The following is a 26,563-nucleotide window of genomic DNA, read 5'->3' as shown; positions in this document are numbered from 1 at the left end:
CCGTGCACAATGGCCGCCATGACCACGGAAATCCCCGGCCGCGCGGCGGTCCCCAGTCGCGCGGCAGCCCCCAGTCGCAGGGGAATCCCCAGCCGCGCAGACGTGAACCGCCGCCGCATCCTCGACGTCGCGCTCGTCGAGCTGCTGCGCGACCCCGACGCGTCGATGGACCAGATCGCGCGGGCCGCGGGCGTCGTACGGCGCACGGTGTACGGGCATTTCCCGGGTCGTGAGGCCTTGGTCTGCACGCTGTTCGACGGCGCGGTGGAGGCGGTGGAGCTGGCGCACGCGGCGGGGCGCGACGGCGTCGGGGATCCGGCGGAGTCGCTCGTCCGCTCGACGCTCGCCGTCTGGGAGATCGCCGACCGCTACCGGCTGCTGGTCGCGCTCGCCCAGCGCGACGTCACGCCCCAGGGCATCCGCGAACGTCTCGCACCCGTGCGCGAGGCCAGTGTGGACGTGCTCCGGCGCGGACTGGAACAGGGCGTATTCGAGTCCCCGCTGTCCGCGACGGCCCTCGCCCACGTACACGAGCAGATGCTGTTCGCCCTCATGGAGGCGGTGAACGACGGTCTGCTGGCAGCGGAAGAGGCGGGCCGCTCCGCCGTGGTCACGATGTTGACCGCGGCGGGCGTACCCGCCTCACGCGCCACCGAGCTGGTGGCGAAGCTGAGCGACTGAGGCTGCGACTTCAGGAGACGCACCGAGCGGCCAGGCTACGGGGGGAGGCCTGGCCGCTCGGCGTTCTGGGGAGGGGATGTCCCGGTCCCCGGTTCGCGGGCGCCCCGTTCAGGAGGGCACCCGCGACGATTACGCCTTGGTCAGTTCCTTCTCGCCGCCCTGCTCCGGGATCTCCGCGTCGGCCGGAACCCCGGCGTCGTCGTCATCGTCCAGCAGGGTCTTCTCGTCGAACGGGAACTCACCGGCGAGGACGCGGTTCACCCGGTCCCTGTCGATCTCCTTCGTCCACGTGCCGATCAGGACGGTGGCGACCGCGTTGCCCGCGAAGTTCGTCAGGGCGCGCGCCTCGCTCATGAAGCGGTCGATGCCGACGATGAGGCCGATGCCGTCCACGAGGGCGGGCTTGTGCGACTGCAGACCGCCGGCCAGGGTCGCGAGGCCCGCGCCGCTGACGCCCGCCGCGCCCTTCGAGGCGACGAGGAGGAAGAGCAGGAGCGGGATCTGCTCGCCGAGCGACATCGGGGTGCCCAGGGCGTCGGCGATGTAGAGCGAGGCCATGGTCATGTAGATCATGGTGCCGTCGAGGTTGAAGGAGTAGCCGGTCGGGATGGTGATACCGACCACCGGCTTGCTGACACCGACGTGCTCCATCTTCGCGATGAGCCGCGGGAGGGCGGACTCGGAGGAGGAGGTGGAGAGGATCAGCAGGAACTCGCGGCCCAGGTACTTGAAGAGCGTGAGGATGTTCAGGCCCGCGACGACGCGCAGCAGCGTGCCGAGCACGACGAAGACGAAGAGGAAGCAGGTGGCGTAGAAGCCGAGCATCAGGACGGCGAGGCTCTTGAGCGCGTCCAGACCGGCGGAACCGGTGACGGCCGCGATGGCGCCGAAGGCACCGAGCGGGGCCGCCCACATCACCATGGCGAGGATGCGGAAGACGAGCCGCTGGATGTGCTCGACTCCGCGGAGGATGGGCGTTCCGGCCGATCCCATGGCCTGGAGCGCGAACCCGGCGAGCAGCGCCACCAGGAGGGTCTGCAGGACCTGGCCCTCGGTGAACGCGGAGATCATGGTGGTCGGGATGATCGACAGCACGAACTCGACCGGCGGCAGCGCCTCGGCCGACACCTGCCCCTGACCGGCTTCCTTGACCGCGTCGGTCACCTGGAGGCCCGTGCCCGGGTCCAGGATGTTGCCGACGACCAGGCCGATGGTGAGCGCCACCAGCGACATGACCAGGAAGTATCCGAGTGCGATACCGCCGACGGCGCCGACCTTGGCGGCCTTGCGTACGGAGCCGATGCCCAGCACGATCGTGCAGAAGATGATGGGGGAGATCATCATCTTGATGAGGTTCACGAAGCCGGTGCCGATGGGCTTGAGCTCGACCGCGAAGTCGGGAGCGATCAGGCCCACGGCGATACCGAGGATCACGGCGCCGATCACGGCGATGTAGAGATAGTGGGTGCGGTCCCGCTTTACGGCGGGTGCGGCAGGTGCGGTTTGCGGGGTGCTGGCCACGGCTGCCCTCCTTGACGACGTCGTCGGCATCATCCGGCGTGCGGCTCACGACCGGCGGAAACCCGGAGTACGGCTCACGTCCGGGGGATTCTGGAAGTCGCGCCTCCCGGGATCCGGGAGGCGGATTCCCGGCGGGACCGGGAGACGGGCTCCCGGCGTGTCCGGGAGGCGCACTCCCAGGGGATGCGGTGACTATCTCCCGCCTTGTGAGGGCGGTCACCCTTCCGTTCATTTAGTTCACACTTATACGTAGAGGGAGACTGTTGGTCATGCGCTTCCCCCGCGTCCCGAAACCCCGCAGCCTCGCCGGTCAGCTCTTCGGCATGCAGGCCGTGCTCATCGCGGTGCTCGTCGCCGGGTACGCGCTGTTCAGCTACGTCACCGACCGCGGCCAGGCCGAGGACGCGGCGGGCCGCCAGGCCATGGCCGTCGCCGGCGCGGTCGCGGACTCCCCTTCGGTGCGCGAGGCGATCCGCACCCCCAAGCCGACGACGACCCTCCAGCCGTACGCCCTCCAGGTCCAGAAGGACACGGGGGTGGACTTCGTAACGATCATGAACCCGCAGGGCATCCGCTGGACGCACCCCGACGAGACGCTGATAGGCAAGCACTTCCTCGGGCACATCGGCCCCGCCCTGGAGGGCGAGTCCTTCACGGAGACGTACACCGGCACCCTCGGCCCTTCCGTCCGTGCGGTCACGCCCATCTGGGACGACGGCAAGATCGTCGGTCTTGTCAGCGCGGGCATCAAGGTCGAGGCGATCACCGCGCGCGTGCAGGAGCAGGTGACGGCGCTCCTCGGGGTCGCGGCGGGCGCCCTGGCCCTGGGCGGTCTCGGCACGTACGTCATCAACGCCCGGCTGCGCCGCTCCACCCACGGGATGAACGCGGCCGAGCTGAGCCACATGCACGACTACCACCAGGCCGCGCTGCACGCCGTACGCGAGGGTCTGCTGATGCTGGACGGGCAGTTCAAGGTGGCGCTGATCAACGACGGCGGGCGGGAGCTGCTCGGCGTGAGCGGCGATGTGGTCGGCCGTTCCGTGGCCGAACTCGGGCTGCCCGCACCGCTGACGGGCGCGCTGCTTTCGGCGGAGTCACGGGTGGACGAGGTGCACCTGACCGCGGAGCGCGTCCTGGTCGTGAACACCTCCCCGGTCTCCGGCGGCGAACGCCGCGGCACCGTCGTGACCTTGCGCGACGTGACCGAACTCCAGTCCCTGATGGGCGAGTTGGACTCGGAGCGCGGCTTCACCCTGGCGCTGCGCTCGCAGGCGCACGAGGCCGCGAACCGTCTCCACACGGTGGTGTCGCTCATCGAGCTGGACCGTGCGGAGGAGGCCGTCGACTTCGCCACGGCGGAACTGGAACTGGCGCAGACGCTCACCGACCAGGTGGTCGCGGCGGTCAGCGAGCCGGTCCTCGCCGCGCTCCTCCTCGGCAAGGCGGCGCAGGCCAACGAGCGGGGCGTGGAACTGGTGGTGTCCCAGGACAGCGCCATCGACGACGGGCTCCTGCCGGACTCGCTGTCCGCCCGCGACCTGGTCACGGTCCTGGGGAACCTCATCGACAACGCGGTCGACGCGGCGCAGGGTACGACGGGGGCACGCGTCACGGTGACGGCGTTCACGGACGCCGACGGGCTGGTGCTGCGGGTCGCCGACACCGGTGCGGGGGTCGCTCCCGCCCATGCGGAAGCGGTCTTCCAGCGCGGCTGGTCGACCAAGCCGTCGGGGCCCGGCGGGCGGGGGCTCGGACTGGCTCTCGTACGACAGGCCGTGAGCAGGCACGACGGCACCCTGACGGTGACGGAGGCCGCCGGGGGCGGGGCGGAGTTCGAGGCCCGCCTGCCATTGCCTACGGTGTCCTCGGCGGCGAGGGCCGCGGCGCCCGATGCCGAGGCATCCGCCGCGCCGACCCGACAGCAGGACGACCGGCCCGAATCCGCCCAGCCCGCCTTGCCTGGAGGCGACGTATGACGCCCGACCCCGGACGTACGACGACCGACCCCATCCGCGTACTCGTCGTCGAGGACGACCCGGTCGCCGCCGACGCGCACGTCATGTACGTCGGCCGCGTGCCCGGCTTCACGGCGGTCGGGAAGGCGCACACGGGTGCGGAGGCGCGGCGTGCGCTGGACCGTACGCCGGTGGATCTGCTGCTGCTCGACCTGCACCTGCCGGACGTGCACGGGCTGCAGCTCGCGCGTTCCCTGCGTGCCGCCGGCTATCACGCGGACGTGATAGCGGTGACGTCGGCGAGGGATCTGGCGGTCGTACGGGAGGGTGTGTCGCTCGGGGTCGTCCAGTACGTCCTGAAGCCCTTCACCTTCGCCACCCTGCGGGACCGCCTGATCCGGTACGCGGAGTTCCACGCGGCGGCGGGCGAGGCGAGCGGTCAGGACGAGGTGGACCGCGCCCTGGCCACCCTGCGCGCACCGGGCCCGGCCGCGCTCCCCAAGGGCCTGAGCGCCCCCACCCTCGAACGCGTCACCGTGGCCCTCCGGGACTGCGCCGAGGGCCTGACCGCGGCCGGGGTCGCCGAGTCGGTCGGCATCTCCCGGATCACGGCCCGGCGGTACCTGGAGCACCTGGTGGAGTCGGGCCGGGCGGCGCGCGCTCCGCAGTACGGGCAGGTGGGGCGGCCGGAGTTGCAGTACCGGTGGGTGAAGGGGTGAGCCCCGTGCCACCCGTGGGACGTCAGCGACTTCGCGGCACCTCAGGCAGCCGAGTGATCGCCGCGAAGGCCACGAAGGCGGCCAGACTCCCGCACACGAGGCCGGGACAGGAGGCCCAGTCGGGATCGACGGATGCGGGCACCCCGGCATCCACCAGCGTGCCGACGGACCAGCCGACCCCGAGACCGACGACGAAGGCCGGCCATCGATGCCGTACTCCCTTGATCACGTCGTCGAGCAGCGCGTACACCGTGCCGACCACCACCAGGACCGCAACGTCGAACCACCCGACGGCGACGGCCCCCGCTGCGGCACCGAAGAACCAGACCCGCGCCAGCGGCAGGACCGGGGCGACATCCCGCCGCTCCCCCGGCGGAAGCCAGAAGAACCGGCGCACACTCTCAACGAACCCGCGAGCCCTGTCCCCGTCGTACGACGTCATGCCGCCCCCCGTCGTGATGGCCACCCGGCCGCCCGCTCACCTCGTACGAGGTGGACTCACGGCAGCGCCCGAGGGTTGCGCGTACAACACGACCTGCACCCCGAGACCCACCGCGGCCAGCGCCTCGACGACGGACAACACCAGCAGTCCGTCCGCGACTTGACCGCTGCTCCAGTACACGACGAGCCCGGCGAGCGGTACGACACAGAAGGCGAGCAGGTCGACCCCGCACTGGATGACCTTGCGGGACACCCTCCGCCTGTCGCCGCGATGGGCGCTCTCCCACCCGAAGGCACCCTCGGCGTAGGCGAGTCCGGCCAGCCTCGGCCCCAACTCCTCGCGCACATAGGCCCCGATCGCGGAGATCTTCTCGTCGTTGACGAGGTAGGTCCACCCGAGGACGACGCACACGGGCGGAAGGGCCAGCAGCATCGACGTCTGCTCGGCCTGCGCGGCCGCGGCGACGACAGCGGCCACGACGGCGAGGGTCACGTACAGCAGGTTGTCCCGAAACCCGATCCGCACCTTCTGCTCATCCTTGACGACCTGATACTCGGCGAGCAGCAACTGCCCGACGGTGACCCCTTGCTCCGGCACCCGTGCCCCCTTCGATCTGCTCCCAACACACCTTCTGGACAGGCGACTTGGCAGTACGCGGAAATGTGCCCGACGCGCCCCCCGGCGCCCGGATCGTCGCCGCCCTCACGCAGGAGTATGCGGGAGGTTGTCCGGTACCGGCCGACCGCGAGCGAATAACAACGTTGTCACGTTGATGACATGCACCGTTGCACAGGCATTGACCGTGCTCCAACACCCACCTTAGGTTCACCGAGCAGAGAATCCCGGCCACCATCGACGTCGGCCAGCAGGAGGTCCTGCCCGTGCGCCCCACCGCCGCCCCACTTCTCCTCGTCACGCTGCTCACCGCCACCACGCTCACCGCCTGCGGATCGGGATCCGGCAGTGATCCGGACACCGTGAAGGTCTCGTTCAAACAGTCCACGGACAACTCCATCAAGGTGATGGACACCTATCTGGGCGAGATGAAGAAGCAGTTCGAGAAGGCGAACCCCGGCAAGAAGATAGAACTGGTCCCGATCAAGGCCGCGGACTCCGAGTACTACACGAAGCTCCAGCAGATGCTGCGGTCACCGAAGACGGCCCCCGACCTGGTCTACGAGGACACCTTCCTCATCAACTCGGACATCACCAGCGGGTACTTGAAGCCCCTGGACACCTACCTCGACAAGTGGGCGGACTGGGACCAGTTCATCGACACGGCCAAGACGGCGGCCAAGGCGGAGGACGGGAAGACGTACGGCGTGCCGGACGGGACGGACACCCGGGGGCTCTGGTTCGACAAGGGCATCTTCGAGAAGGCGGGCCTGCCGAGCGACTGGCAGCCGAAGACGTGGGACGAGGTCCTCGACGCGGCCCGCACCATCAAGGAGAAGGTCCCCGGCGTCACGCCCCTGAACATCTACACGGGCAAGCCGGCCGGTGAGGCCGCCACCATGCAGGGCTTCGAAATGCTGCTGTACGGCACGGGGGACGGCTCCACGGACCCCCTGTACGACACCGCCTCCAAGAAGTGGATCGCCGGCAGCCAGGCCTTCAAGGATTCTCTCGGATTCGTCGAGACGGTCTACAAGGAGAAGCTCGGCCTCGACGTCTCCGACGCCCTCGACCCCAACATCGCGACGAGGGTCCGCGGCGAACTGCTGCCCGAGGGCAAGCTCGGCATCAACCTCGACGGCAGCTGGCTCCCGCAGGACTGGCTGGAGGGCTCGGGCCACGAATGGCCCGAGTGGTCCGACAAGCTCGGCCTCGCGTACATGCCCACGCAGAACGGCCAGGCCCCCGGCAAGGTGAGCATGTCCGGCGGCTGGACCTGGGCGATCCCCTCCAAGGCGGCCAACCCCGACCTCGCCTTCAAGTTCATCGAGACGATGCAGACCAAGGCGAACGCCCAGAAGTGGTACATCGCCAACTCCGGTATCGCGGTACGGAAGGACGTCGCCGCCGACCCCGCGTACGTGGAGGCGCAGCCCGGCATCAAGTTCTTCACGGACCTGGTCGCGAGCACGCACTACCGGCCCGCGTACCCGGCGTACCCGAAGGTCTCGACCGCCATCCAGGAGGCCATGGAGGGCGTGACGACCGGGGACAGTTCGGTCGCGGATGCAGCGAGCGGGTACGACGAGGAGTTGAAGACGGCGACCGACGACCAAGTGATCACGAAGTGAGCGTCGGCACGCCGGCGGTGCCTCAGGTCCGCCCCCCGGACTCGGGCACGAAGGTCGCCTCCCCTCGCCGGGGAGGCCTCCGCCGCTCCCTCGTCCGCGCACTCCCGGTCTCCCCCGCCGTCATCCTCCTGCTCCTCTTCCTCGCGGGCCCGATCGGCTACTGCGCCTACATCGCCTTCACCGACCTGCAGTTGACGGGCCAGGCACAGTCGTCGTTCGTCGGCTTCGACAACTTCCGGGCGGCGTTCCAGGACGAGGCGTTCCTGAACGCGGTCTGGCTGACGCTGGTGTTCACGGTGCTGTCGTCGCTGGTCGGGCAGAACACGCTGGGGCTGGCCCTCGCCGCACTCATGCAGCGGGCGTCGAAGCCGGTGCGGACGGTGGTGGGCGGGATCGTCGTCACGGCGTGGGTGCTGCCGGAGGTGGTCGCAGGGTTTCTGCTGTACGCCTTCTTCCGGCGGGAGGGGACGCTGAACGCGATCCTTGACTGGCTCCATCTCCCGTCCCAGAACTGGCTGTTCACGCTGCCCATCCTGGCGGTGTCGTTCGCGAATGTGTGGCGGGGGACGGCTTTCTCGATGCTGGTCTATTCGGCCGCGCTGAACGAGATCCCCAAGGAGATCACGGAGGCGGCGGAGGTGGACGGGGCGGGGGGCTGGCGGCGGATGTGGCACATCACGCTGCCGATGATCCGCCGGTCGATCGGTACGAATCTCATGCTCAACACGCTGCAGACGCTCTCTGTCTTCGGGCTGATCTGGGTGATGACCCGGGGTGGGCCGAGCGGAAAGAGCCAGACCCTTCCGCTCTTCATGTACGAGCAGGCATTCCAGAAGAGCATGATCGGGTACGGGACGGCGGTGGCGTTGTTGCTCCTGATCGTCGGCTCGTTGTTCTCGGTCGTGTATATGCGGCTGCTGCGGACGGAGGTCTGAGATGGCGCTGTCCACGGCTCGTACGACCGCTCGTGCCACCACTCGTACGTCCCTCAAGTCCCGCCGCACCAACCGGCGTCTGGCCGCTGACGCGGGGCTCCTCTTCCTGGCCGCCGCGTTCGCGCTGCCGCTGGCCTGGGTGGTCCTGTCCGCGCTGGACCCGGACGCGGGCCTGAAGGTGCAGGTTCCGGACGGCCTCACTCTGGACAACTTCGACGCGGTCCTGAAGCCGGACATCACGTTCACGCCGTTGCTCAACAGCCTGATCCTGTGCGGGGGCGGAACGCTGCTGACGGTCGTGTGCTCGACCCTGGCCGCCTATCCGCTGTCGCGGTTCCGGTCGCGGCTGAACCGGCCGTTCCTGCTGACCATTCTGTTCGCGACGAGTCTGCCGATCACGGCGATCATGGTGCCGGTGTACGCGCTCTTCGTGCAGGTGAATCTGATCGACACCATGCAGGGCACGATCTTCTTCTTCGCTGCGTCCCAACTGCCGTTCGCCATTTGGCTGATGAAGAACTTCATGGATGGGGTTCCGAAGGAGCTGGAGGAGGCCGCCTGGACTGACGGGGCTTCTTCGCTTCAGTCGCTCGTGCGGATTGTGCTGCCGCTGATGGGGCCGGGTGTGGCTGTCGTGACGGTGTTCTCGTTCGTGATGATGTGGGGGAACTTCTTTGTGCCGTTCATGTTGTTGCTTACGCCGGATCAGATGCCTGCGTCGGTGAGCATCAATGAGTTCTTCGGGAATCGGGGGACTGTGGTTTATGGGCAGTTGGCGGCGTTTTCCATTATTTATTCGACGCCGGTGATTTTGTTGTATGTGTTGGTGGCGCGGCGGTTGGGTGGGGGGTTTGCTTTGGGTGGGGCGGTTAAGGGGTGAGGGGTGGGGTGGGTGTTACTGCTGTTCCTCGGCCCGGGTGCGGGCCTGGTCGGCTTGGGCGGTGGCACCGACCCGGGTGAAGGCGTCGGCCGCCTGGAGCCAAGAGGCACGGGCCTCGGCAGGACGGCTGGCGGACTCGTGGACAAGGGCGAGGTTGTGCAGAACCTCGCCCGTCCGGTACCAGTCCTCGAACTCCCGGTAGACCTCCAGCGCTTTGCCGTACCCCTCGACCGCCTCCGCCACCCGGCCCTCCTCGTCCAGGGCGTCGCCGAGGCCGTGCCACGCGGTGGCCTCGCCGTGGCGGTCCCCGGCGGCCTGGTACAGGTCGCGGGCCCGGGTGTGGGCCTCGATCGCCTCCGCCACCCGGCCCGCCTCGTGCAGGGAGGCGCCGAGGTTGCCCCACGCGACGGCCTCGCGGTGGCGGTCCCCGACAGCCTGAGACAGGTCGCGGGCACGAGTGAGGGCCTCCACCGCCTCCGCCACCCGGCCCGCCCCCCGCAAGGCAATGCCGAGGTTGCCCCACGCGACGGCCTCGCGGCGGCGGTCCCGGCCAGCCTGAGACAGGTCGCGGGCACGAGTGAGGGCCTCCACCGCCTCCGCCACCCGGCCCGCCCCCAGTCTCCCGAGCCTCCCCAAACCCCCACTCCCCACCACACACCCGCACCACACACCCCAACACCCGCAACGCCCCCCGCCTCCGCGCATCACAAGCCGCCACCAGCCGCGGATGACTGTGCCGAGGATGCCCATCAAACAGAACCACCCTCAACGCCCCCTCCCGATAACGCAGCGACACATACACCTCGGCATCCGGCGTGAACCGACAAGCGCAAGCCGCCAGTTCAGCCACCACCTGAACCGCCGCCTCCGTCATGTCCTCCAGCCCATGCGACTGCAGAACAACCCGAGTCGCCGCCCGCGCGACCCGCGAACTCGCCGCCCCGGCGGGCAACGTGAAGCTGTACGCGAGCGTGTCCGGAGACGGTGGCGCTGTCTCCCGTAGGTCGGCTGAGATGGGACAGGCCGAAGCGGCCAGCGATGCGGACATGGCGAACTCCCTCTAGCTGCGGTGGACTTGACCTGCGCGTACGGCTCGACCAGTGGCCTGTCTCCCTGGCGCGGGCCCGCCCCTCCCAGGGAGGGAGAACGCGGGCAGGCTCACGCGATGCGCTTCCGAACGACGTCGGGCCGTAAGCGACTCGTCACCGACTGTAGGGCATTAGAGGAGTACATGTACTACTCTCCTGGGAACTTCCCGGTGGACCGATCACACGCCCCAACGGCAGACTGGCCCCGCCACAAAACCGGACGGGAGGGGGCGCATGCCGCCGAGGAGTGCACCGACAGAGCGACAGCGGCGGCTGGGCGCGGAGTTGCGCAGGATGCGCGTCGCGGCCGGGATGAAGACCGAGTACGCCGCCGGCCTGCTGGGCGTGCCCCGTACGAACGTGCCCAACATGGAGTCGGGCCGCTCCGGCATCAGCGTCGACCGCGTACGCACGCTCGCGAGCAACTACGGTTGCGTGGACGGGGAGTTCGTCGAGGCTCTGGCCGCCATGGCCGCCGGGCGCGACAAGGGCTGGTGGGAGGCGTACCGGGGTCAACTGCCCGACGGCTTCCTGGACATCGCCGAGTTGGAGTGGCACGCCAGGCGGCTGCGGATCGCGGTCACCGTGCATCTGCCGGGGCTGATCCAGACCGAGGAACACGCCCGCGCCGTCTTCGAAGCGGTGATCCCGCCCCTGCCCGTCTCCGACGTCGACGTGCGTGTCGACCATCGCGTCGACCGGCAGCAGGTGCTCGACCGGCCCGAGCCCCCGGACCTCGACGTGATCCTCCACGAGGCCGCCCTCCGCATGGAGTTCGGTGGACCGGCGGTCGCGCGGCGGCAGTTGGAGCACCTGCTGCACGTGTCCGAGCGCGAGACCGTGACCGTACGCGTCATCCCGTTCAAGGCGGGCGGCTTCCCCGGCGCCGGGCAGTCCGTCGTCTATGCCGAGTCGGACGTTCCCCGCCTCGACACCGTGGAGCTCGACAGCACGCACGGCCCGGAGTTCATCGACACCGAGGCGCAGCTCGGCAAGTACCGGGCCCAACTCGACGCCGCCGCCTCCGTGGCACTCCCCCCGAAGTCCTCCCGGGACTTCATCCGCACCCTCGCCGACGACCTCTAGGAGACCTCATGCCCGACATCACCTGGGAAGACCCCTACTGCGGTGAAGGCGCCAACTGCTTCCGCATAGGCACCGACCCCACCGGCAACGCCTACATCGCCATCGCCGGCCAGGAAGACACCTACCTCACCGACACCCGAGAAGCCCTCCGCACCCTCATCCAGGACATCAAGGCCGGAAAGGCCGACCACCTCCTCTAGCCCCCCGCCGGGTCGCAACTCCCTGACGGCCGTCGGCGAACTGGTCCGGTGTTCGAAAAGCGCACGCCACGGCGCACCCCCGTGGCGCACCATGACCTCATGCGCACCCGGCTTTCGTACCAGCAGCAGGACGAGCGACCGGCCTCCTCCCTGGCGGCCGCGCTGAGGCGTGTCGGGGCCGACCTCGTACTCGACGCGTGGACGACGGGCCCGGGCCCGGGCCCGGACAACTCCCCTGCGTCCCGCGGCAAGGCGGACCCCTCCGCCGATACGGAGGACGCCGTCGTCCTCCTGTGGTCGGCCGCCGCCGGAACCGCGTGGGGCAAGGCCCTGGAGGAATCCGGCCTGCCGAGCGGCCTCACCGGCACCGGCGAGGCCCGCCTCGTGCCCGTCCGGCTCGACGACACGCCGCTGCCGCCCTCCCTGGGCAGCCTGCGTCACGTACGGCTCGCGGGAGGCACGTACCGTATGACGGACGCGACGGCGGCCATGATCGTGCACCTCGGTTCAACCACCGTGCCCGCGCCCGCCGTTCGGGGCGACATCTCCGAACACGTCTTCGCCATCAGCGACTTCGGCGACCTGGGCCTTTTCGCGGCGTGTCCGGGGTGCGGCGTGAGCAGTGACCGGCTGGGCTCGTACACGACCGTCGAGCACATCAGCGACCGGGCCCTGTACCTGGTCATCTGCGGCGCGTGCGACTGGCAGGACGCCTGCGACATCTGACTCCGTTGAACCGGAAGACCTCTGACGAACCGAAAGCACGCGACACGGGGGCGACATGCCAAAGCGAAACCCGAGCCGACGGAGACGGACAAGCCGGCGCCCACTTGAGGGCATCCAGCTCCGCACTCCGAACCCACCGGCCCAAACCGTGGAACCCGGAACCGTGCGATGGCGAGTGCACGTAGGAGGCAAGGTGCACTCGGCGCCGTACGTCACCGACGGGACCGTCTACGTCACCGGCCGGGGCGTGTGGGCCGTGGACGGAGCCGACGGATCCGTCCGGTGGACCAACGCCGACGCCGGACTCACAGGTTCTCCCACCGCGGCCGGTGACACCGTCTATGCCGCAGGTTATGCCCCGTACTGGGGCACGTTGCTCGCCCTCGACGCCGCCGACGGCCGACCCCGCTGGCGCAGGCGGATGGGGCAGTACTCCTTCACCCAACCCCTCGTCGCGAACGGGCTGCTCCACTACGTCGACGGCGGCCGGTACCTGCGGACCATGGACGCGGCGACCGGGCGCCGCCGCTGGAGGGCGAAGTACCAGGGCAAAGGCTGGGGGACCGTATCGGCGCCCGCGCTCGCCGACGGCATCCTGTACGCGGCCGCCAAGGACGGAACCGTCTGGGCGTTCGACGCGGCCACGGGCAAGGTCCGCTGGAAAGAGACCGTCTACAGCCAGTCCCCTGCCACGCCGCTGCTGCACGACGGCACCCTGTACGTGGGGGACGGGCTGGGCCCGCACGTGCGGGCGCTGGACGCCGCCACCGGCGCATTCCGCTGGCGCACGTTGCTCCAATCCGTCGGCAGCGTCCGGACCACGCCCGCGATCTCCGGCAACACCCTGTACGTCGGCTGCCAGGACCATCGGCTGTGGGCGCTGAACGCCACCACCGGCGCCATCCGGTGGCACGTCACCACGGACGGCCCCGTCGACTCCTCCCCCGTGGTGGCGGACGGCACCGTGTACTTCGGCAGCGACGACGGCCACCTGTGGGCCATCAGCGCGGAGAACGGCCGTGTGCGGTGGAAGGTGAAGACGGGCGGGCCGGTGAAGTCCCCGGTCGTGGCCGACGGCGTGCTCTACGTCGGCAGCGGGGACGGATACCTGTACGCGATAGAGGCGAGCCCGGACCCGAACGGACCGTAGCCCTGGAGTCATGGATACCGCCAACGACCTGGCCCCTCCGGTGCCGGGAGCCCCCGTCCTCAGCGGCGCCCCAACGCCCGGTACCGCCACCCCGCCGCCCGCCAAGCGGCGGGGTCGAGCACATTGCGGCCGTCGACGACATTGCGCACCGCCACCGCCTCCCCCAGCTCCTCCGGTGAGAGGTCGACGAACTCCTGCCACTCGGTGAGCAGTAGTACGACGTCCGCTCCACGCGCCGCTTCGGCGGCCGAGGTGGCGTAGCCGAGTGAGGGGCGGGCTTTGCGGGCGTTGTCCAGGGCCGCCGGGTCGTAGACGGAGACCCGGGCGCCTTCCTGTTCGACGGCCACGGCCACGTCCAGGGCGGGCGAGTCCCTGATGTCGTCGGAGTCCGGCTTGAACGCGGCGCCGAGTACCGTCACGGTGCGGCCGGTGAGCGAACCGCCCACGAGCTCGCGGGCGAGATCCACCGTCCGGGCGCGGCGCCGCGTGTTGATGGCGTCGACCTCGCGCAGGAACGTCAGGGCTTGGCCCGCACCGAGTTCGTCGGCCCGGGCCATGAAGGCGCGGATGTCCTTGGGCAGGCAGCCGCCGCCGAACCCGAGCCCCGCGTTGAGGAAGCGCCCGCCGATGCGGTCGTCGTAGGACAGCGCCTCGGCCAGCCGCACGACATCGGCGCCGGCGGCCTCGCACACCTCGGCCATGGCGTTGATGTACGAGATCTTCGTGGCCAGGAACGAGTTCGCGGCGGACTTCACCAGCTCCGCGGTGGGAAAGTCGGTCACCAGGACGGGCACCGCGCCGAGTGGCTCGTACACCTCGCGGAGCACCGTCTCGGCCCGCTCAGTGGCGACGCCGAGGACGACGCGGTCCGGGTGGAGGGTGTCCTTGACGGCGAACCCCTCGCGCAGGAACTCCGGGTTCCACGCCAAATCGACGTCCACGCCCGCGGGGGCGAGCGCCCTCAGGCGGGCGGCCAGCCGCTCCGCCGTACCGACCGGCACGGTGGACTTGCCGACGACGAGGCACGGCCTGTTCAGCCCCGGCGCCAAGGAGTCGACGGCCGCGTCGAGTTGCGAGACGTCGGCCGCGTATCCGCCCTTCCGCTGCGGGGTTCCCAGGCACAGGAAGTGGATGTCGCCGAACTCGGCCGCCTCCTGGTAGGAGGTGGTGAAGCGCAGGTTCCCGGAGGCCAGTCCCCGGCGGAGGAGTTCCTCCAACCCCTGCTCGTGGATGGGCAGTTCGCCGCTGTTGAGCCGACGGACCCGGTCCTCGTCGATGTCCAGGCCGATGACCTGGTGGCCGATCTCGGCCATGCAGGCGGCGTGGGTGATGCCGAGATAGCCGCTGCCGATCACGGTCATGCGGTACCGCATGGGCGCACTCCTGTGGTGTGTGGAGGCCGTCTTGGTGGAGGTCGTTCAGGTGGGACGGGTACCTCAGAGCCGGGTGCGAGGCAGGCTGCGTACGGGGCGGACGACGAGCAGTGCGAAGGCGCAGCCGAGGCTGACGACGGCGCCGGCCAGCAGCAGTTCACGCACGCCGACGAGGGAGCTCGCCGGCCCGGCGAACGCCTGGCCGAACGGCACGGCGAGGATGGAACCGGCGATCTCGTAGGCGGCCACCCGGTTGAGCTTGTCCTGCGGGATCTGGGTCTGCACCGAGGTCGCCCACTGGACACCCCAGAACGCCCAGCCGATCCCACTCACCGCGTATCCGAGCATGAGCACCGGCACGGACGGCACCAGAGCCGCCGCCAGCGGCATCAGCGGGAACAGGCACATGGCGATCCCGCCGGCGAACAGCGGACGCGCCGGACGCACCCGGATGGCGAGCAGCCCGCCGACCACGCACCCCGCGCCGAATGCGCTCTCCGCGTAGCCGAACGCCGCCTTGCCGTGCGCCTCGATGATGGAAGCGGCGCCGACCGGTGTGATGGGCCCCCAGACGAACACGCCGAGCACCCACCAGATGAGGATCACCGACCAGAGCCAGGACCGGGACCGGAACTCGTCCCATCCCGTGCGCAGGTTCTCCAGCGTGGACTCGGTGCGGTCGGCCTTGAACGGCGGCAGCCGCAGCGCCGCGAGACAGACACCGCTGACCGCGAAGGTCATCGCGATCACCACGAACACCGACGCCGCGGAGACCGTGGCGACGAGCGTGCCGGCGATCGCGGGGCCGGCCATCGTCGCGAGCCCCTGGCTGACCCGCACGACCCCGTTGGCCTTCTGCGGATCCTCGGAGACCTGCGGCACCAGGCTGGTGAGGCCCGGCTGGAACATGGCCGTCGCCAGCCCGCCGAGCAGCGATCCGCCGATGATGAACCACAGCGGCGGATGCCCGATCCACAGGGAGAGGGCGAGCGAGGCCTGGATCACGCAGCGCAGGGCGTCCGCCCCGATCATCTGCGGCCGGGGATGGAACCGGTCGGCGAACACCCCGCCGAACACGACGAAGAGGGCGAACGCCCCCATCCAGGCACCGAGGGTGACCCCGACCTCGCTCACCGAGAACCCGAGCGCGTACATCGCGACCGCCATCGCGACGGGCATCATCGTGTCGGCCAGTACCGCCATGGTGCGGGCGGTGAAGTAGAGGCCGAAGTTGCGGGTCCAGAGACGGGAGGGCGCGTCGACGGACACGGCCATGCGGGATCTCCTTGGTGAAGTCGGCTTTCCGGGGGCCTGCGTACGGCTCAGAGGTCCAGCCGCACACCGTAGGTACGCAGCCAGCTGTCCAGCTGAAGAGCTGTCTCCAGCACCGCCCTGCTCACCCCGACGTCCAGGCCGGCCGCTCCTCGCTCGGCCACCGCCTTCCTGAGCGCGGAGGAGAGCAGGGGCGCGGCCGGGCTGAGGGGGTCGCGGACGACGGCCGCGAGCCGCTCCCGGAGCACCTGGTCGTAGGCGCCGGAACGGAGATTGGGGTACGGCGTCTTGACCCGCATCGAGACGGCCTCGGGCAGCAGGCCCTTCATGGCGGCGCGCAGCAGGCTCTTCTCCCTGCCGTCGAAACTCTTCATCGCCCAGGGGATGTTGAAGGCGTACTCGACAAGCCGCGGGTCGGCGAACGGAACCCTGATGTCGAGGCCCGCGGCCATGCCCAGCCGGTCGAGGCGGTCGAACAGCACCCGCGTGTGACGGGTGTGCGCCAGGTGGGCGACCTCCCGGTACCGCGCCTCGTCCGGGTCGTCGATATGGTCGCCGGCCGAGATCTCCGCGACGGCCGAACTGTGGCAGTCCCGCTCGTACGAAGCCAGGTCGAGTTCGCCGAGCAGTTCGGGGTCGAAGACGGCGTCGTTGCCGCGGAAGCGGGGCCGGCCCTCGTCGACCCAGGGGAAGGTGTCGGAGGACACCCACTGAGGGAGCCGGTTCCAGTTGTAGCCGCCGAAGACGTCGTCCCCGACCTCGCCGGAGAGGGCCACGGCCGCGTGTTCCCGCGCGGCGCCGAACAGCAGGCGCAGAGAGGCGTACTGGTCGCCCTTGTTGAGGGGCACGTCGTAGGCGGCGAGCACCGACGCCCGCAGCTCCGGATCGAGCAGGTCCAGGCCGAGCAGGGACACCTCGCTGTGCCGGGTGCCCGCGTGGTCGGCCATCAGCCTTGCGTAGACGTGGTCCTCGTTGCCCTGCGCGCCGGCGGCCGCGGTCGGGTCGTGGTCGTTCACCGCGAGTGAGCGCAGGGGTTCGCGTCCCTGGTCACGGGCGGCCGACGCGGCGAGCGCGGTGAGGGAGCTGGAGTCGAGACCGCCGGACAGGAGCGAGCACGGCAGCTCCTCGCTCCCGAGGTGCTGAACGACGGAGGCTTCCAGCAACTCCCGTACGGTGGCAATGGTCTGCTCAAGGTCGTCGGAGTGTTCCGCGACGCGCAGCTGCCAGTAGCGGGTCTCGGTCAGGCCTGACCGGGTGACGCGCACCAGGCCGCCCGGAAGGACTTCCCGCAGGCCGCGGAAGACGGCGTGACCCGGCACCCTGGCGACCGACAGGATGTCGCGCAGCCCGTCGGCGTCCACCGCGGCACGGAAGCCGGGATGCGCGAGGACCGCCTTCGGCTCGGAGCCGAACAGCACGCCGGCCGGGGTCGGCGCGTAGAACAGCGGCTTGACGCCCATCCGGTCGCGGACCAGGAGGAGTTCCTGCCTGCGCGCGTCCCAGAGAGCTATCGCGTACGTCCCCTGGAGCCGGGCGACGAAGTCCGGCCCCCACTCCAGGTAGGCGTGGAGGACCACGTCGGCCTCGGTGCCCTCGCCGAGGTCGTGGCCGGCCGACCGGAGCAGTCCGCGCAGCTCCTCGACGTTGTGGAGATGCCCGCCGTACGTCACCACGCGCGGGCCCGAGCCGTCGTCGAAGGCCCGGGGCAGCCGCTCGCCGTCGCCCGATCTCCGGTGCCCGAGACCCGCGTGCTCCGCGCACCACAGTCCCGCACCGTCGGGACCTCGCCGGACGAGCGTGGCCGTCATGGCCTGTACGACGTCCCTCTCCCTCGCCACATCGCGCGAGAAATCGACCCAGCCAGCTATACCGGACATGACGTACTCCAGAAGACGTTGGAGAGGACCAGGGGCCACGTACAGCTGCGCGATCGGCCGGGGCCGGGCATCACGAGCGTACGGATGAGAAGCCGTTTCCACAGGTGAAACGGTGGAACCGGAGTACGCGGTCGCGGTCGCGGACCGCTTCCGTGAAGCGGCTACCCGACGCTGTAGTCGCCGTGGATGTCGCAGGCGTACCACTGGGCGAGCGCCCGCATGCTCTCCCGGAGCGGGGCGGATCCCCGGGGGCCGAGTTCGGTTTCGATCAGTTCCGTGGACATCGTCCACCGGTCCCTGGGTACCGGCCGACCACGCGGTGCTGGCCGCCGTCACCATCGGCCCGGACGGCCACCGGTTCCTGCCCAACGCCGCCGCCAAAGCGGCAGGCCACCGAAGGCTCGGCAGGAACTACGGCGAGGCCGTCCTCGTCGATCCCCACCTGTGCGGCAGTGGAGGGTTCCGCTACGGGCACTCCGCCGAGGTACGCGGCGTGATCGTGGGAGCCAGTTCCCAGTCCCCCGACCAGGACCTCTTCGAGGCCGGCCAGCTGGCCCGCGACTTCGTCAACGCGATCGCGGCACACCACCTCTCCTGGGAGGAGAGCCGCGGCCCCGGCGACTGGTTCTCCGACACCGACGCCCCGCACCCGGGGCACCGCGAGATGGTCGACTTCTTCACCGCCGACATCCCGGTCCACGCATAGCGGACGCCCCCGAACCCCTCACCCACTTCTCACCCACCTGAGAAGGAACTCATGATCCACACCTTGGTGTGACCATGCCGCTTAACTGACGCTTACACGCATGAGCCACAGACCCCTCGTCGCCATGACCGCCACCACCCTCACCGCAGCCACCCTCTGGTACACCGCAACCCCCGACGGCGAAGCGGCGACCACGACCGCGACCACCGCCACAGCGATCCCCAGCGGCCTCAACGCCCCCTACCTCTACCTCGGTTGGGGCAACCCGCCCTCCCCCGCCAAGGTCATGTCGGCCACCGGCACCACCCAGTTCACCCTCGCCTTCATGCTCTCCGACGGCACCTGCAACCCGAAGTGGGACGGGGAACGCGCACTCACCGGGGGGACCGACGCCGCCGCGATCAAGTCCATCCGCAAGGCCGGCGGCGACGTCACCGTCTCGTTCGGCGGCTGGAGCGGCGCCAAGCTCGGCGAGAAGTGCACGACCGTCGCGAAGCTCGCGGCCGCCTATCAGAAGGTCGTCGACGCGTACGACCTGAACTCGATCGACATCGACATCGAGTCGACGGAGTACGAGAGCGCAACCGCGCGCAAGCGGGTCGTCGCCGCCCTCAAGACCGTCAAGAAGAAGTACCCCGGCCTCAAGGTGTACGTCACCTTCGGCACCGGTCCCGCCGGGCCGGGCGCGGCCGGTGTCGCCATGGTCGAGCACGCCGCCGCCCAGAAGCTGAACATCGACGGCTGGGCCGTCATGCCCTTCGACTTCGACGACGGCACCTCGGACATGGTCACGGCCACGAAGTCCGCCGTGAAGGGCCTCAAGGACGTGGTCGCCGACGCGTACGGGATCTCCTCGGCCGCCGCCTACCGACGCGTCGGCTTCTCCACCATGAACGGCGTGACCGACTCCGACGGCGAGACGGTCACCCTCTCCGACTTCAAGGCGATGGTGACGTACGCGAAGACGCGCCACCTCGCACGCGTCTCCGTCTGGTCCGTGAACCGCGACCGCGCCTGCGCCGACGGCGCCGAGGCGACGGCGTCGGACACATGCAGCGGCATCGACCAGACCACGTACGCCTTCACCAAAACCCTGGCGGGCTACACCGGTTGAGCGGCTGACCCCCCGTAGGACCTACGGGCGCGGCGCATCCTCCCCCACCAGCCCGTCCACCGACTCCCGGATCATGTCGGCGTGGCCGGTGTGCCGCGCGTACTCCTCGATCATGTCGATCAGGATGCGCCGCAGGCTGGGGGCGCTGCCGTCGCGCGAGGTACGCAGGGCGAGCCGGTCCAGGCCACCGTCGGCCAGCGCTTCCGCGGTCAGGGCGCGGGAGCGGGCCACGGTGTCCTCCCAGAGCGCGTAGAGCTGCTCGGGGGTGTCCTCGGCGGCGGAGCGCCACTCCCAGTCGGGGGTGGCGTCCCAGTCCGCCGTGTCCCAGGGGGACCCCGGCTTCCGTCCGAACAGCCGCCCGGAGAAGTAGTCGTCCTCCACCAAGGCGAGGTGCTTGAGCAGCCCGCCCAGGGTCATCGTCGAGGCGCCGACCGTCGCACTCAGACCTGCCGCGTCCAGCCCGCCGCACTTCCACGCGAAAGTCCTGCGCTGGCGCTCCATGGAGCCCAGCAGCGTGTCGACCTCGTCGCCCGCGACGGGAGGCTCCCAAAGAATCGTCTCGTTGCTCTCACTCATGGCAGGCAGGCTACTGGCGGGCACTGACACCTAGGAAGACGCCTCCGGCAGCACCCCCGCCCTGAACGGCTCCACCCCCACCAGCTGCCGCACCCGCACCACCTCGATCAGCAGCATCACCCGCCGCTCCCCGGGCATGAGCCACGGGTAGCGGTCCTCGCCGATGTACTTCTTCGCCAGCCGGTCCATGGACCGTTCCGCCTCCTCGCCCTCCACGAAGCGGACGACGCGCCCCCGGATCTCGGCGCGGTCGTACGGGTTGTCGGGGTCGTGGTGGGACAGGGACACGTTCGGATTGCGCCGGAGGTTTTCCTCCTTCACGCGCCCCATGGAGGTGTTGACCATGACGTAGTCGCCTTCCATGTCGGCCCACATGGGCGACACCTGAGGCGCACCGTCGGGTCCCACCGTCGCCAGATGCCAGAAGTTGGGGGCGAGCAACCGCTCACGCATATGCCCGTCTACCTTGCCATTCACGTTTTCGCCGCCTTTCCGGACCGCCCGCACGAGCCGCCCGGCGCCATACTGACCGCCCCCGGCCACGTGTCACCAGGTGATCTTCGGCCACCACGGCCCGACGTCCGAAACCGTATGTTCCTACAATCTGTGATTGTGGCTGAACAGACCGTAGTCACCGCAGCCCCGCGCCCATAGCTTGGCCGCGTGCACCGACCGCAGGCCCACCAGCCCACCCCGCCCTTCAACGCCCCGGCTGCCCGCAGACTGCGGGCAGCGCTCGGAATGGGGCCCGAGCATGTCGCGTACGGGATGAGAGCCTCGTACGGACTTCCCTACGTCACTCCGGACCTGGTCGCGGCCTGGGAGCGCGGGGTTGCCGAGCCGAGCGCGCCCGAACTCACCGCGCTCGCGGGCGTGTTGTGGTGCTCGCAGGGTGAACTCATCGGCGCGCCACGGACCTTGCGCGAACACCGTGTCGCACGCGGCCTCGCCACCGAGGACCTCGCGCGTGCCGTCGGGCTCGAACTCCTCGCGTACCAGCGGATGGAGGAGTCCGGCGAGTGGCGCGGCAACGAGCGGCAGTCGGCCACGCTCGCCGAGGTACTCGAACTCTCGCTGCCCGACTTCATCACCGTGACGGGGCGCGACGACAAGCTCGCGGAGCTGCTGCGCAGCGCGATGACGACGCGCTGGCAGGCGTATGTGCGCCCGGTCGGCAAGATGGTGCCCCTGGACCGGCGTCTCCTGGAGGGCGTCCTGGAGGAGATGCACACCGAGTACCAGGGGCAGATGGTCGCTTCACTGAGCTGGGCCGGCGGGTCGGCCGCCACCGACGCCGGCGAATCGGGCCGGGACTTCCTGGACCAGATCGTCGGCAACTTCTGGTCGATGGTCCAGAGGAGTACGTCCTGAGCGGCGAACCGGACGCCGGTTAGAACACCGACTCCGCCTCGTCCATCCGGTCCTTCGGCACCGTCTTCAGCTCGGTGGTCGCGTCCGCCAGCGGCACCATCTCGATGTCCGTGCCGCGCAGCGCCGTCATCCGGCCGAAGTCGCCGCGGTGGGCGGCCTCGACGGCGTGCCAGCCGAAGCGGGTGGCGAGCACCCGGTCGTACGCGGTCGGTGTGCCGCCGCGCTGAATGTGGCCGAGGATGACCGGCTTGGCCTCCTTGCCGAGGCGCCGCTCCAGCTCGTACGCGAGGGCCGTGCCGATGCCCTGGAAGCGCTCGTGGCCGAACTGGTCGATCGCGCCGTGGCCGTAGTCCATGGTGCCCTCGACGGGGTGGGCGCCCTCGGCGACGCAGATGACGGCGAACTTCTTGCCGCGCGCGAAGCGCTCCTCCACCATCGACACCAGGTGGGACGGGTCGAAGGGCCGCTCGGGCAGGCAGATGCCGTGGGCGCCGGCGGCCATGCCGGACTCCAGGGCGATCCACCCGGCGTGGCGGCCCATGACCTCGACGACCATCACGCGCTGGTGGGACTCGGCGGTGGTCTTGAGCCGGTCCATGGCCTCGGTGGCGACACCCACCGCCGTGTCGAAGCCGAAGGTCCGGTCCGTGGCCGAGATGTCGTTGTCGATCGTCTTCGGGACGCCTACGACCGGGAGACCCGCGTCCGACAGCATCCGGGCGGCCGTCAGCGTGCCCTCGCCGCCGATGGGGATGAGCGCGTCGATGCCGAACTCGCGCGCCATGTCCTGAGCGTTCTCACAGGCCTCGCGGAGCCGGTCTCGCTGCAGGCGGGAGGAGCCGAGGATGGTGCCGCCGCGGGCCAGGATGCCGCTGACCGCGTCGAGGTCGAGGTTGCGGTAGTGGCCTTCGAGCAGGCCGGCGTAGCCGTCCTCGAAGCCGACGACCTCGTCCCCGAAATTGGTGACCGCTCGGTGCACGACCGACCGGATCACTGCGTTCAGGCCAGGACAGTCGCCGCCTGCGGTGAGAATTCCGATGCGCATCGTGCTGTTTCTCCTGCTCGCTGCCGGTACGTGTGAGCCGGTCCGATTGTTTCACGGCACGGAGGGCATCGTCGCTTCCGCACCCCCGGGCAGGACGTTCTCCCTGGCGGGCGCCCTAGCTACCCGCAGAGGTATTGTCAAGAGGGTTCTGCTCACGTTGGCGGGCCATTTTCTTGAGCCCCGAAAACGGCTGACCCCCAAAAACTCGCCCCCCCAAAAAACGGATGGAGAACGCGCGTGACGCGCAGCGTGTACGTGACCGGGATCGACCGCGGCGACGGCCGTCAGGTCGTCGAGCTGGGGGTCATGGAGCTCCTGACCCGCCAGGTCGACCGGGTGGGGGTGTTCCGTCCACTCGTGCACGACGGTCCCGACCGGCTCTTCGAGCTGCTGCGCGCCCGCTACCGCCTCGCCCAGGACCCCGCGACGGTCTACGGCATGGACTACCACGAGGCGTCCGCGCTCCAGGCCGAGCAGGGGGCGGACGAGCTGGTGTCCACCCTGGTCGACCGTTTTCATCTCGTCGCCCGTGACTACGACGTCGTCCTCGTCCTCGGCACCGACTTCGCCGACACGCAGTTCCCCGACGAGCTGGCGCTCAACGCCCGGCTGGCGAACGAGTTCGGCGCGTCCGTCATCCCGGTCATCGGCGGCCGCGGCCAGACCTCCGAGTCCGTGCGCGCCGAGACCCGCAACGCCTACCGCGCGTACGACGGACTCGGCTGCGACGTCCTCGCGATGATCGTGAACCGGGTCGCGCCGGCCGACCGCGCCGGGATACACGAGCGGCTCGACAGCCGTCTCCCGGTGCCCTGTTACGTGCTCCCGGACGAGCCCGCGCTCTCCGCGCCGACCGTCGCGCAGATCACCCAGGCCCTCGGCGGCACCGTGCTCCTCGGCGACGAATCGGGCCTCGCCCGTGACGCGCTCGACTTCGTCTTCGGCGGTGCGATGCTGCCGAACTTCCTCAACGCCCTGACCCCCGGCTGCCTGGTCGTCACCCCCGGCGACCGCGCCGACCTGGTCGTCGGCTCGCTCGCCGCGCACAGCGCGGGCACCCCGCCCATCGCCGGCGTACTGCTCACCCTGAACGAGCGGCCCACCAACGAGATCCTCACCCTCGCGGCCCGCCTCGCCCCCGGCACCCCGGTCGTCTCGGTGGCCGGGAACTCCTTCCCCACCGCCACCGAACTCTTCGGCCTGGAAGGGAAGTTGAACGCCGCCACCCCGAGGAAGGCGGAGACGGCGCTCGGTCTCTTCGAGCGGTACGTGGACACCACGGACCTCCTCAAGCGCGTCTCCGCGCCGAGCAGCGACCGCCTCACGCCGATGATGTTCGAGCACAAGCTCCTGGAGCAGGCCCGCTCCGACAAGCGCCGCGTCGTGCTGCCCGAAGGCACCGAGGAACGCGTGCTGCACGCCGCCGAGGTGCTGCTGCGCCGGGGCGTCTGCGACCTGACACTGCTCGGCCCCGTCGACCAGATCCGCAAGAAGGCCGCCGACCTCGGCATCGACTTGGGCGCCACCCAGCTCATCGACCCCGCGACCTCCGAACTGCGCGACCGGTTCGCCGAGAAGTACGCCGAGCTGCGCGCCCACCGCGGCGTGAGCATCGAGCTGGCGTACGACGTCGTCGCCGACGTGAACTACTTCGGCACGCTGATGGTGCAGGAGGGCCTCGCCGACGGCATGGTCTCGGGCTCCGTGCACTCCACCGCCGCCACCATCCGGCCCGCCTTCGAGATCATCAAGACAAAGCCGGACACGAAGATCGTCTCGTCCGTCTTCTTCATGTGCCTCGCCGACAAGGTCCTCGTCTACGGCGACTGCGCGGTCAACCCGGACCCGAACGCCGAGCAGCTCTGCGACATCGCCATCCAGTCGGCCGCCACCGCCCAGCAGTTCGGCGTCGAGCCGCGGATCGCGATGCTGTCGTACTCGACGGGTACGTCCGGTTCGGGCGCCGACGTCGACAAGGTGCGCGAGGCGACCGAGCTGGTGCGACTGCGCCGGGGCGATCTGCGGATCGAGGGGCCGATCCAGTACGACGCGGCCGTCGAGCCGTCCGTCGCGGCCACCAAGATGCCGGACTCGGACGTCGCCGGGCAGGCGTCGGTGCTGATCTTCCCGGACCTCAACACCGGCAACAACACCTACAAGGCCGTACAGCGCTCGGCCGGCGCGATCGCCGTCGGCCCGGTCCTCCAGGGCCTGCGCAAGCCCGTCAACGACCTGTCCCGCGGCGCGCTCGTCCAGGACATCGTGAACACCGTCGCCATCACGGCGATCCAGGCCCAGACCCCCAGCGAGAAGGCAACCGCCCAGTGAGCGCCACCCGCGTCCTCGTCCTCAACTCCGGCTCCTCGTCGGTCAAGTACCAGCTGCTCGACATGCGCGACAGCAGCCGGCTGGCCGTGGGCCTGGTCGAGCGCATCGGCGAGGAGACCTCCCGGCTCAAGCACACCCCGCTGCTCGGCGGGGAGACCCGCGAGCGGACCGCCCCCATCGCCGACCACGAGGTCGCCCTCAAGGCCGTCGCCGCGGAACTCGCCAAGGACGGGCTCGGCCTCGACTCCCCCGAGCTGGCCGCGATCGGCCACCGGGTCGTACACGGCGGCAAGACCTTCACCGATCCGACGGTCGTCGACGAGGCCGTACTCGCCGAGATCGAGCGGCTGATCCCGGTGGCCCCGCTGCACAACCCGGCGAACCTCACCGGCATCCGCACCGCCATGGCACTGCGCCCCGACCTCCCCCAGGTCGCCGTCTTCGACACCGCGTTCCACACGACGATGCCGGAGTCCGCGGCGCGCTACGCGATCGACGTGAAGACCGCCGACGAGTACCGCATCCGCCGGTACGGGTTCCACGGCACCTCGCACGCGTACGTGTCCCGGGCGACCGCCGAGCTCCTGGGCAAGGCCCCGGAGGAGGTGAACGTCATCGTGCTGCACCTCGGCAACGGGGCGTCGGCCTCCGCCGTACGGGGCGGGCGGTGCGTGGACACCTCGATGGGGCTCACGCCCTTGGAGGGGCTCGTGATGGGCACCCGGTCCGGGGACATGGATCCGGCGGTCATCTTCCATTTGATGCGCGTTGGGGGGTTGTCCACCGACGAGATCGACACTTTGCTGAACAAGAAGAGCGGCCTGATCGGCCTGTGCGGCGACAACGACATGCGCGAGATCCGCCGTCGTGTCGACGAGGGTGACGAGCAGGCCCGGCTCGCCTTCGACATCTACATCCACCGCTTGAAGAAGTACATCGGCGCCTACTACGCGGTCCTCGGCCGGGTGGACGCCATCGCCTTCACCGCCGGAGTCGGGGAGAACGCCGCCCCGGTGCGCGAGGCCGCGATCGCAGGGCTGGAGGAGCTGGGCCTGGCGGTCGACGGCGACCTGAACGCCGCACGAGCGGATGGGCCCAGGCTCATCTCGCCGCAGTACGCGCGCGTGGCGGTCGCCGTGGTGCCGACGGACGAGGAACTGGAGATCGCGACACAGACGTACGCACTGGTGGGCGGCGCGGACGCCGGAAGGGCCGCCGAGGTCCACGCCTGAGCACGTACCCGCCCATTTGTATCTTCCACCAGACGGA

At 69.9% G+C, this 26,563-nt stretch carries 26 protein-coding genes; 15 read left to right on the top strand and 11 right to left on the bottom strand.

Features of this window, described 5'->3' with window-relative positions; all coding sequences use genetic code 11:
* The first annotated feature begins 18 nt into the window (after positions 1–18).
* On the top strand, positions 19–681 hold the full coding sequence (locus OG219_RS33275; RefSeq protein WP_266832791.1) for a TetR/AcrR family transcriptional regulator: 663 nt from the start codon (positions 19–21) through the stop codon (positions 679–681).
* Positions 682–810: 129 nt separating this feature from the next.
* Here OG219_RS33275 and OG219_RS33270 read toward each other — a convergent pair whose 3' ends face one another.
* Positions 811–2,232 (bottom strand): cation:dicarboxylase symporter family transporter, encoded by a 1,422-nt coding sequence (locus tag OG219_RS33270; protein WP_266836319.1) that lies wholly within the window; start codon positions 2,230–2,232, stop codon positions 811–813.
* A gap of 239 nt (positions 2,233–2,471) precedes the next feature.
* Here OG219_RS33270 and OG219_RS33265 point away from each other — a divergent pair, with 239 nt between their 5' ends.
* Together OG219_RS33265 and OG219_RS33260 are read left to right on the top strand one after the other, a co-directional pair.
* Positions 2,472–4,181, top strand: a complete 1,710-nt coding sequence (locus OG219_RS33265; RefSeq protein WP_266832789.1) for a sensor histidine kinase — start codon at positions 2,472–2,474, stop codon at positions 4,179–4,181.
* Entirely contained in the window at positions 4,178–4,879 is a 702-nt protein-coding gene (locus OG219_RS33260; protein WP_266832787.1) for a response regulator, read from the top strand. Before OG219_RS33265 ends, OG219_RS33260 begins: the two co-directional genes overlap by 4 nt.
* Before the next feature lie 22 nt (positions 4,880–4,901).
* Here OG219_RS33260 and OG219_RS33255 read toward each other — a convergent pair whose 3' ends face one another.
* Positions 4,902–5,345, bottom strand: coding sequence for a hypothetical protein (locus OG219_RS33255; protein ID WP_266832785.1), 444 nt, complete (start codon positions 5,343–5,345; stop codon positions 4,902–4,904).
* Between the two features lie 12 nt (positions 5,346–5,357).
* Complete coding sequence (locus OG219_RS33250) at positions 5,358–5,918, bottom strand: hypothetical protein (RefSeq protein WP_266832783.1); 561 nt, start codon at positions 5,916–5,918, stop codon at positions 5,358–5,360.
* 278 nt (positions 5,919–6,196) lie between these two features.
* On the opposite strand from OG219_RS33250, the gene OG219_RS33245 reads away from it, so the two are divergent.
* The 3 genes from OG219_RS33245 to OG219_RS33235 are packed head-to-tail and all read left to right on the top strand — an operon-like array spanning position 6,197 to position 9,382.
* Positions 6,197–7,567, top strand: a complete 1,371-nt coding sequence (locus OG219_RS33245; protein ID WP_266836318.1) for an extracellular solute-binding protein — start codon at positions 6,197–6,199, stop codon at positions 7,565–7,567.
* Positions 7,564–8,502, top strand: a complete 939-nt coding sequence (locus OG219_RS33240) for a carbohydrate ABC transporter permease (RefSeq protein WP_266832781.1) — start codon at positions 7,564–7,566, stop codon at positions 8,500–8,502. The genes OG219_RS33245 and OG219_RS33240 overlap by 4 nt, the downstream gene beginning before the upstream one ends.
* A gap of 1 nt (position 8,503) precedes the next feature.
* On the top strand, positions 8,504–9,382 hold the full coding sequence (locus OG219_RS33235) for a carbohydrate ABC transporter permease (RefSeq protein WP_266832779.1): 879 nt from the start codon (positions 8,504–8,506) through the stop codon (positions 9,380–9,382).
* A gap of 15 nt (positions 9,383–9,397) precedes the next feature.
* Here OG219_RS33235 and OG219_RS33230 read toward each other — a convergent pair whose 3' ends face one another.
* Positions 9,398–10,018 carry a tetratricopeptide repeat protein gene (locus OG219_RS33230; protein WP_266832777.1) on the bottom strand — a complete coding sequence of 207 codons (621 nt, stop codon included), beginning with the start codon at positions 10,016–10,018 and terminating at the stop codon, positions 9,398–9,400.
* Positions 10,019–10,704: 686 nt separating this feature from the next.
* Here OG219_RS33230 and OG219_RS33225 point away from each other — a divergent pair.
* The 4 genes from OG219_RS33225 to OG219_RS33210 all read left to right on the top strand — a co-directional run bounded on the left by OG219_RS33225 (position 10,705) and on the right by OG219_RS33210 (position 13,632).
* Positions 10,705–11,556, top strand: a complete 852-nt coding sequence (locus tag OG219_RS33225) for a helix-turn-helix transcriptional regulator (RefSeq protein ID WP_266832775.1) — start codon at positions 10,705–10,707, stop codon at positions 11,554–11,556.
* A gap of 8 nt (positions 11,557–11,564) precedes the next feature.
* Positions 11,565–11,756 (top strand): hypothetical protein, encoded by a 192-nt coding sequence (locus OG219_RS33220; protein ID WP_266832773.1) that lies wholly within the window; start codon positions 11,565–11,567, stop codon positions 11,754–11,756.
* Between the two features lie 99 nt (positions 11,757–11,855).
* Complete coding sequence (locus OG219_RS33215; RefSeq protein WP_266832771.1) at positions 11,856–12,482, top strand: toll/interleukin-1 receptor domain-containing protein; 627 nt, start codon at positions 11,856–11,858, stop codon at positions 12,480–12,482.
* A gap of 55 nt (positions 12,483–12,537) precedes the next feature.
* On the top strand, positions 12,538–13,632 hold the full coding sequence (locus OG219_RS33210) for a PQQ-binding-like beta-propeller repeat protein (RefSeq protein ID WP_266832769.1): 1,095 nt from the start codon (positions 12,538–12,540) through the stop codon (positions 13,630–13,632).
* Between the two features lie 59 nt (positions 13,633–13,691).
* Here the strand turns inward: OG219_RS33210 and OG219_RS33205 are convergent, their stop codons facing one another.
* The 4 genes from OG219_RS33205 to OG219_RS33190 all read right to left on the bottom strand — a co-directional run bounded on the left by OG219_RS33205 (position 13,692) and on the right by OG219_RS33190 (position 18,438).
* Positions 13,692–15,005 (bottom strand): UDP-glucose/GDP-mannose dehydrogenase family protein, encoded by a 1,314-nt coding sequence (locus OG219_RS33205; RefSeq protein ID WP_266832767.1) that lies wholly within the window; start codon positions 15,003–15,005, stop codon positions 13,692–13,694.
* A gap of 63 nt (positions 15,006–15,068) precedes the next feature.
* The gene (locus OG219_RS33200; RefSeq protein ID WP_266832765.1) at positions 15,069–16,280 is read right to left on the bottom strand and encodes an MFS transporter; all 1,212 of its coding nucleotides are present in this window, start codon (positions 16,278–16,280) and stop codon (positions 15,069–15,071) included.
* Between the two features lie 47 nt (positions 16,281–16,327).
* The gene (gene asnB / locus OG219_RS33195) at positions 16,328–18,154 is read right to left on the bottom strand and encodes an asparagine synthase (glutamine-hydrolyzing) (RefSeq protein WP_266832763.1); all 1,827 of its coding nucleotides are present in this window, start codon (positions 18,152–18,154) and stop codon (positions 16,328–16,330) included.
* Between the two features lie 161 nt (positions 18,155–18,315).
* Positions 18,316–18,438 carry a hypothetical protein gene (locus tag OG219_RS33190; RefSeq protein ID WP_266832761.1) on the bottom strand — a complete coding sequence of 41 codons (123 nt, stop codon included), beginning with the start codon at positions 18,436–18,438 and terminating at the stop codon, positions 18,316–18,318.
* A 35-nt stretch (positions 18,439–18,473) separates the two neighbouring features.
* Here OG219_RS33190 and OG219_RS33185 point away from each other — a divergent pair, with 35 nt between their 5' ends.
* The gene (locus OG219_RS33185) at positions 18,474–18,860 is read left to right on the top strand and encodes a hypothetical protein (protein WP_266832759.1); all 387 of its coding nucleotides are present in this window, start codon (positions 18,474–18,476) and stop codon (positions 18,858–18,860) included.
* Positions 18,861–18,960: 100 nt separating this feature from the next.
* On the top strand, positions 18,961–19,974 hold the full coding sequence (locus OG219_RS33180) for a chitinase (RefSeq protein WP_266832757.1): 1,014 nt from the start codon (positions 18,961–18,963) through the stop codon (positions 19,972–19,974).
* A gap of 21 nt (positions 19,975–19,995) precedes the next feature.
* Here the strand turns inward: OG219_RS33180 and OG219_RS33175 are convergent, their stop codons facing one another.
* Both OG219_RS33175 and OG219_RS33170 read right to left on the bottom strand, forming a co-directional pair.
* On the bottom strand, positions 19,996–20,550 hold the full coding sequence (locus OG219_RS33175) for a DinB family protein (protein ID WP_266832755.1): 555 nt from the start codon (positions 20,548–20,550) through the stop codon (positions 19,996–19,998).
* Between the two features lie 30 nt (positions 20,551–20,580).
* On the bottom strand, positions 20,581–21,003 hold the full coding sequence (locus tag OG219_RS33170) for a PPOX class F420-dependent oxidoreductase (RefSeq protein ID WP_266836317.1): 423 nt from the start codon (positions 21,001–21,003) through the stop codon (positions 20,581–20,583).
* A 288-nt stretch (positions 21,004–21,291) separates the two neighbouring features.
* Between OG219_RS33170 and OG219_RS33165 the strand changes: the two genes are divergently transcribed.
* Entirely contained in the window at positions 21,292–21,921 is a 630-nt protein-coding gene (locus OG219_RS33165; RefSeq protein WP_266836316.1) for a helix-turn-helix transcriptional regulator, read from the top strand.
* A gap of 19 nt (positions 21,922–21,940) precedes the next feature.
* Here the strand turns inward: OG219_RS33165 and OG219_RS33160 are convergent, their stop codons facing one another.
* A complete protein-coding gene (locus tag OG219_RS33160) occupies positions 21,941–22,966 on the bottom strand; it encodes an ATP-dependent 6-phosphofructokinase (protein WP_266832753.1) in 1,026 nt (341 codons plus the stop codon).
* Positions 22,967–23,203: 237 nt separating this feature from the next.
* Between OG219_RS33160 and pta the strand changes: the two genes are divergently transcribed.
* Positions 23,204–25,294, top strand: coding sequence for a phosphate acetyltransferase (pta, locus tag OG219_RS33155; protein ID WP_266832751.1), 2,091 nt, complete (start codon positions 23,204–23,206; stop codon positions 25,292–25,294).
* Positions 25,291–26,526 (top strand): acetate kinase, encoded by a 1,236-nt coding sequence (locus OG219_RS33150; RefSeq protein WP_266832749.1) that lies wholly within the window; start codon positions 25,291–25,293, stop codon positions 26,524–26,526. Before pta ends, OG219_RS33150 begins: the two co-directional genes overlap by 4 nt.
* Positions 26,527–26,563: the final 37 nt, after the last annotated feature.

The organism is Streptomyces sp. NBC_00038, from assembly GCF_026343635.1.
Lineage (GTDB): Bacteria > Actinomycetota > Actinomycetes > Streptomycetales > Streptomycetaceae > Streptomyces.
The sequence above is the reverse complement of the archived record's forward strand: the minus strand, read 5'-3'. Positions and strand labels throughout refer to the sequence as shown.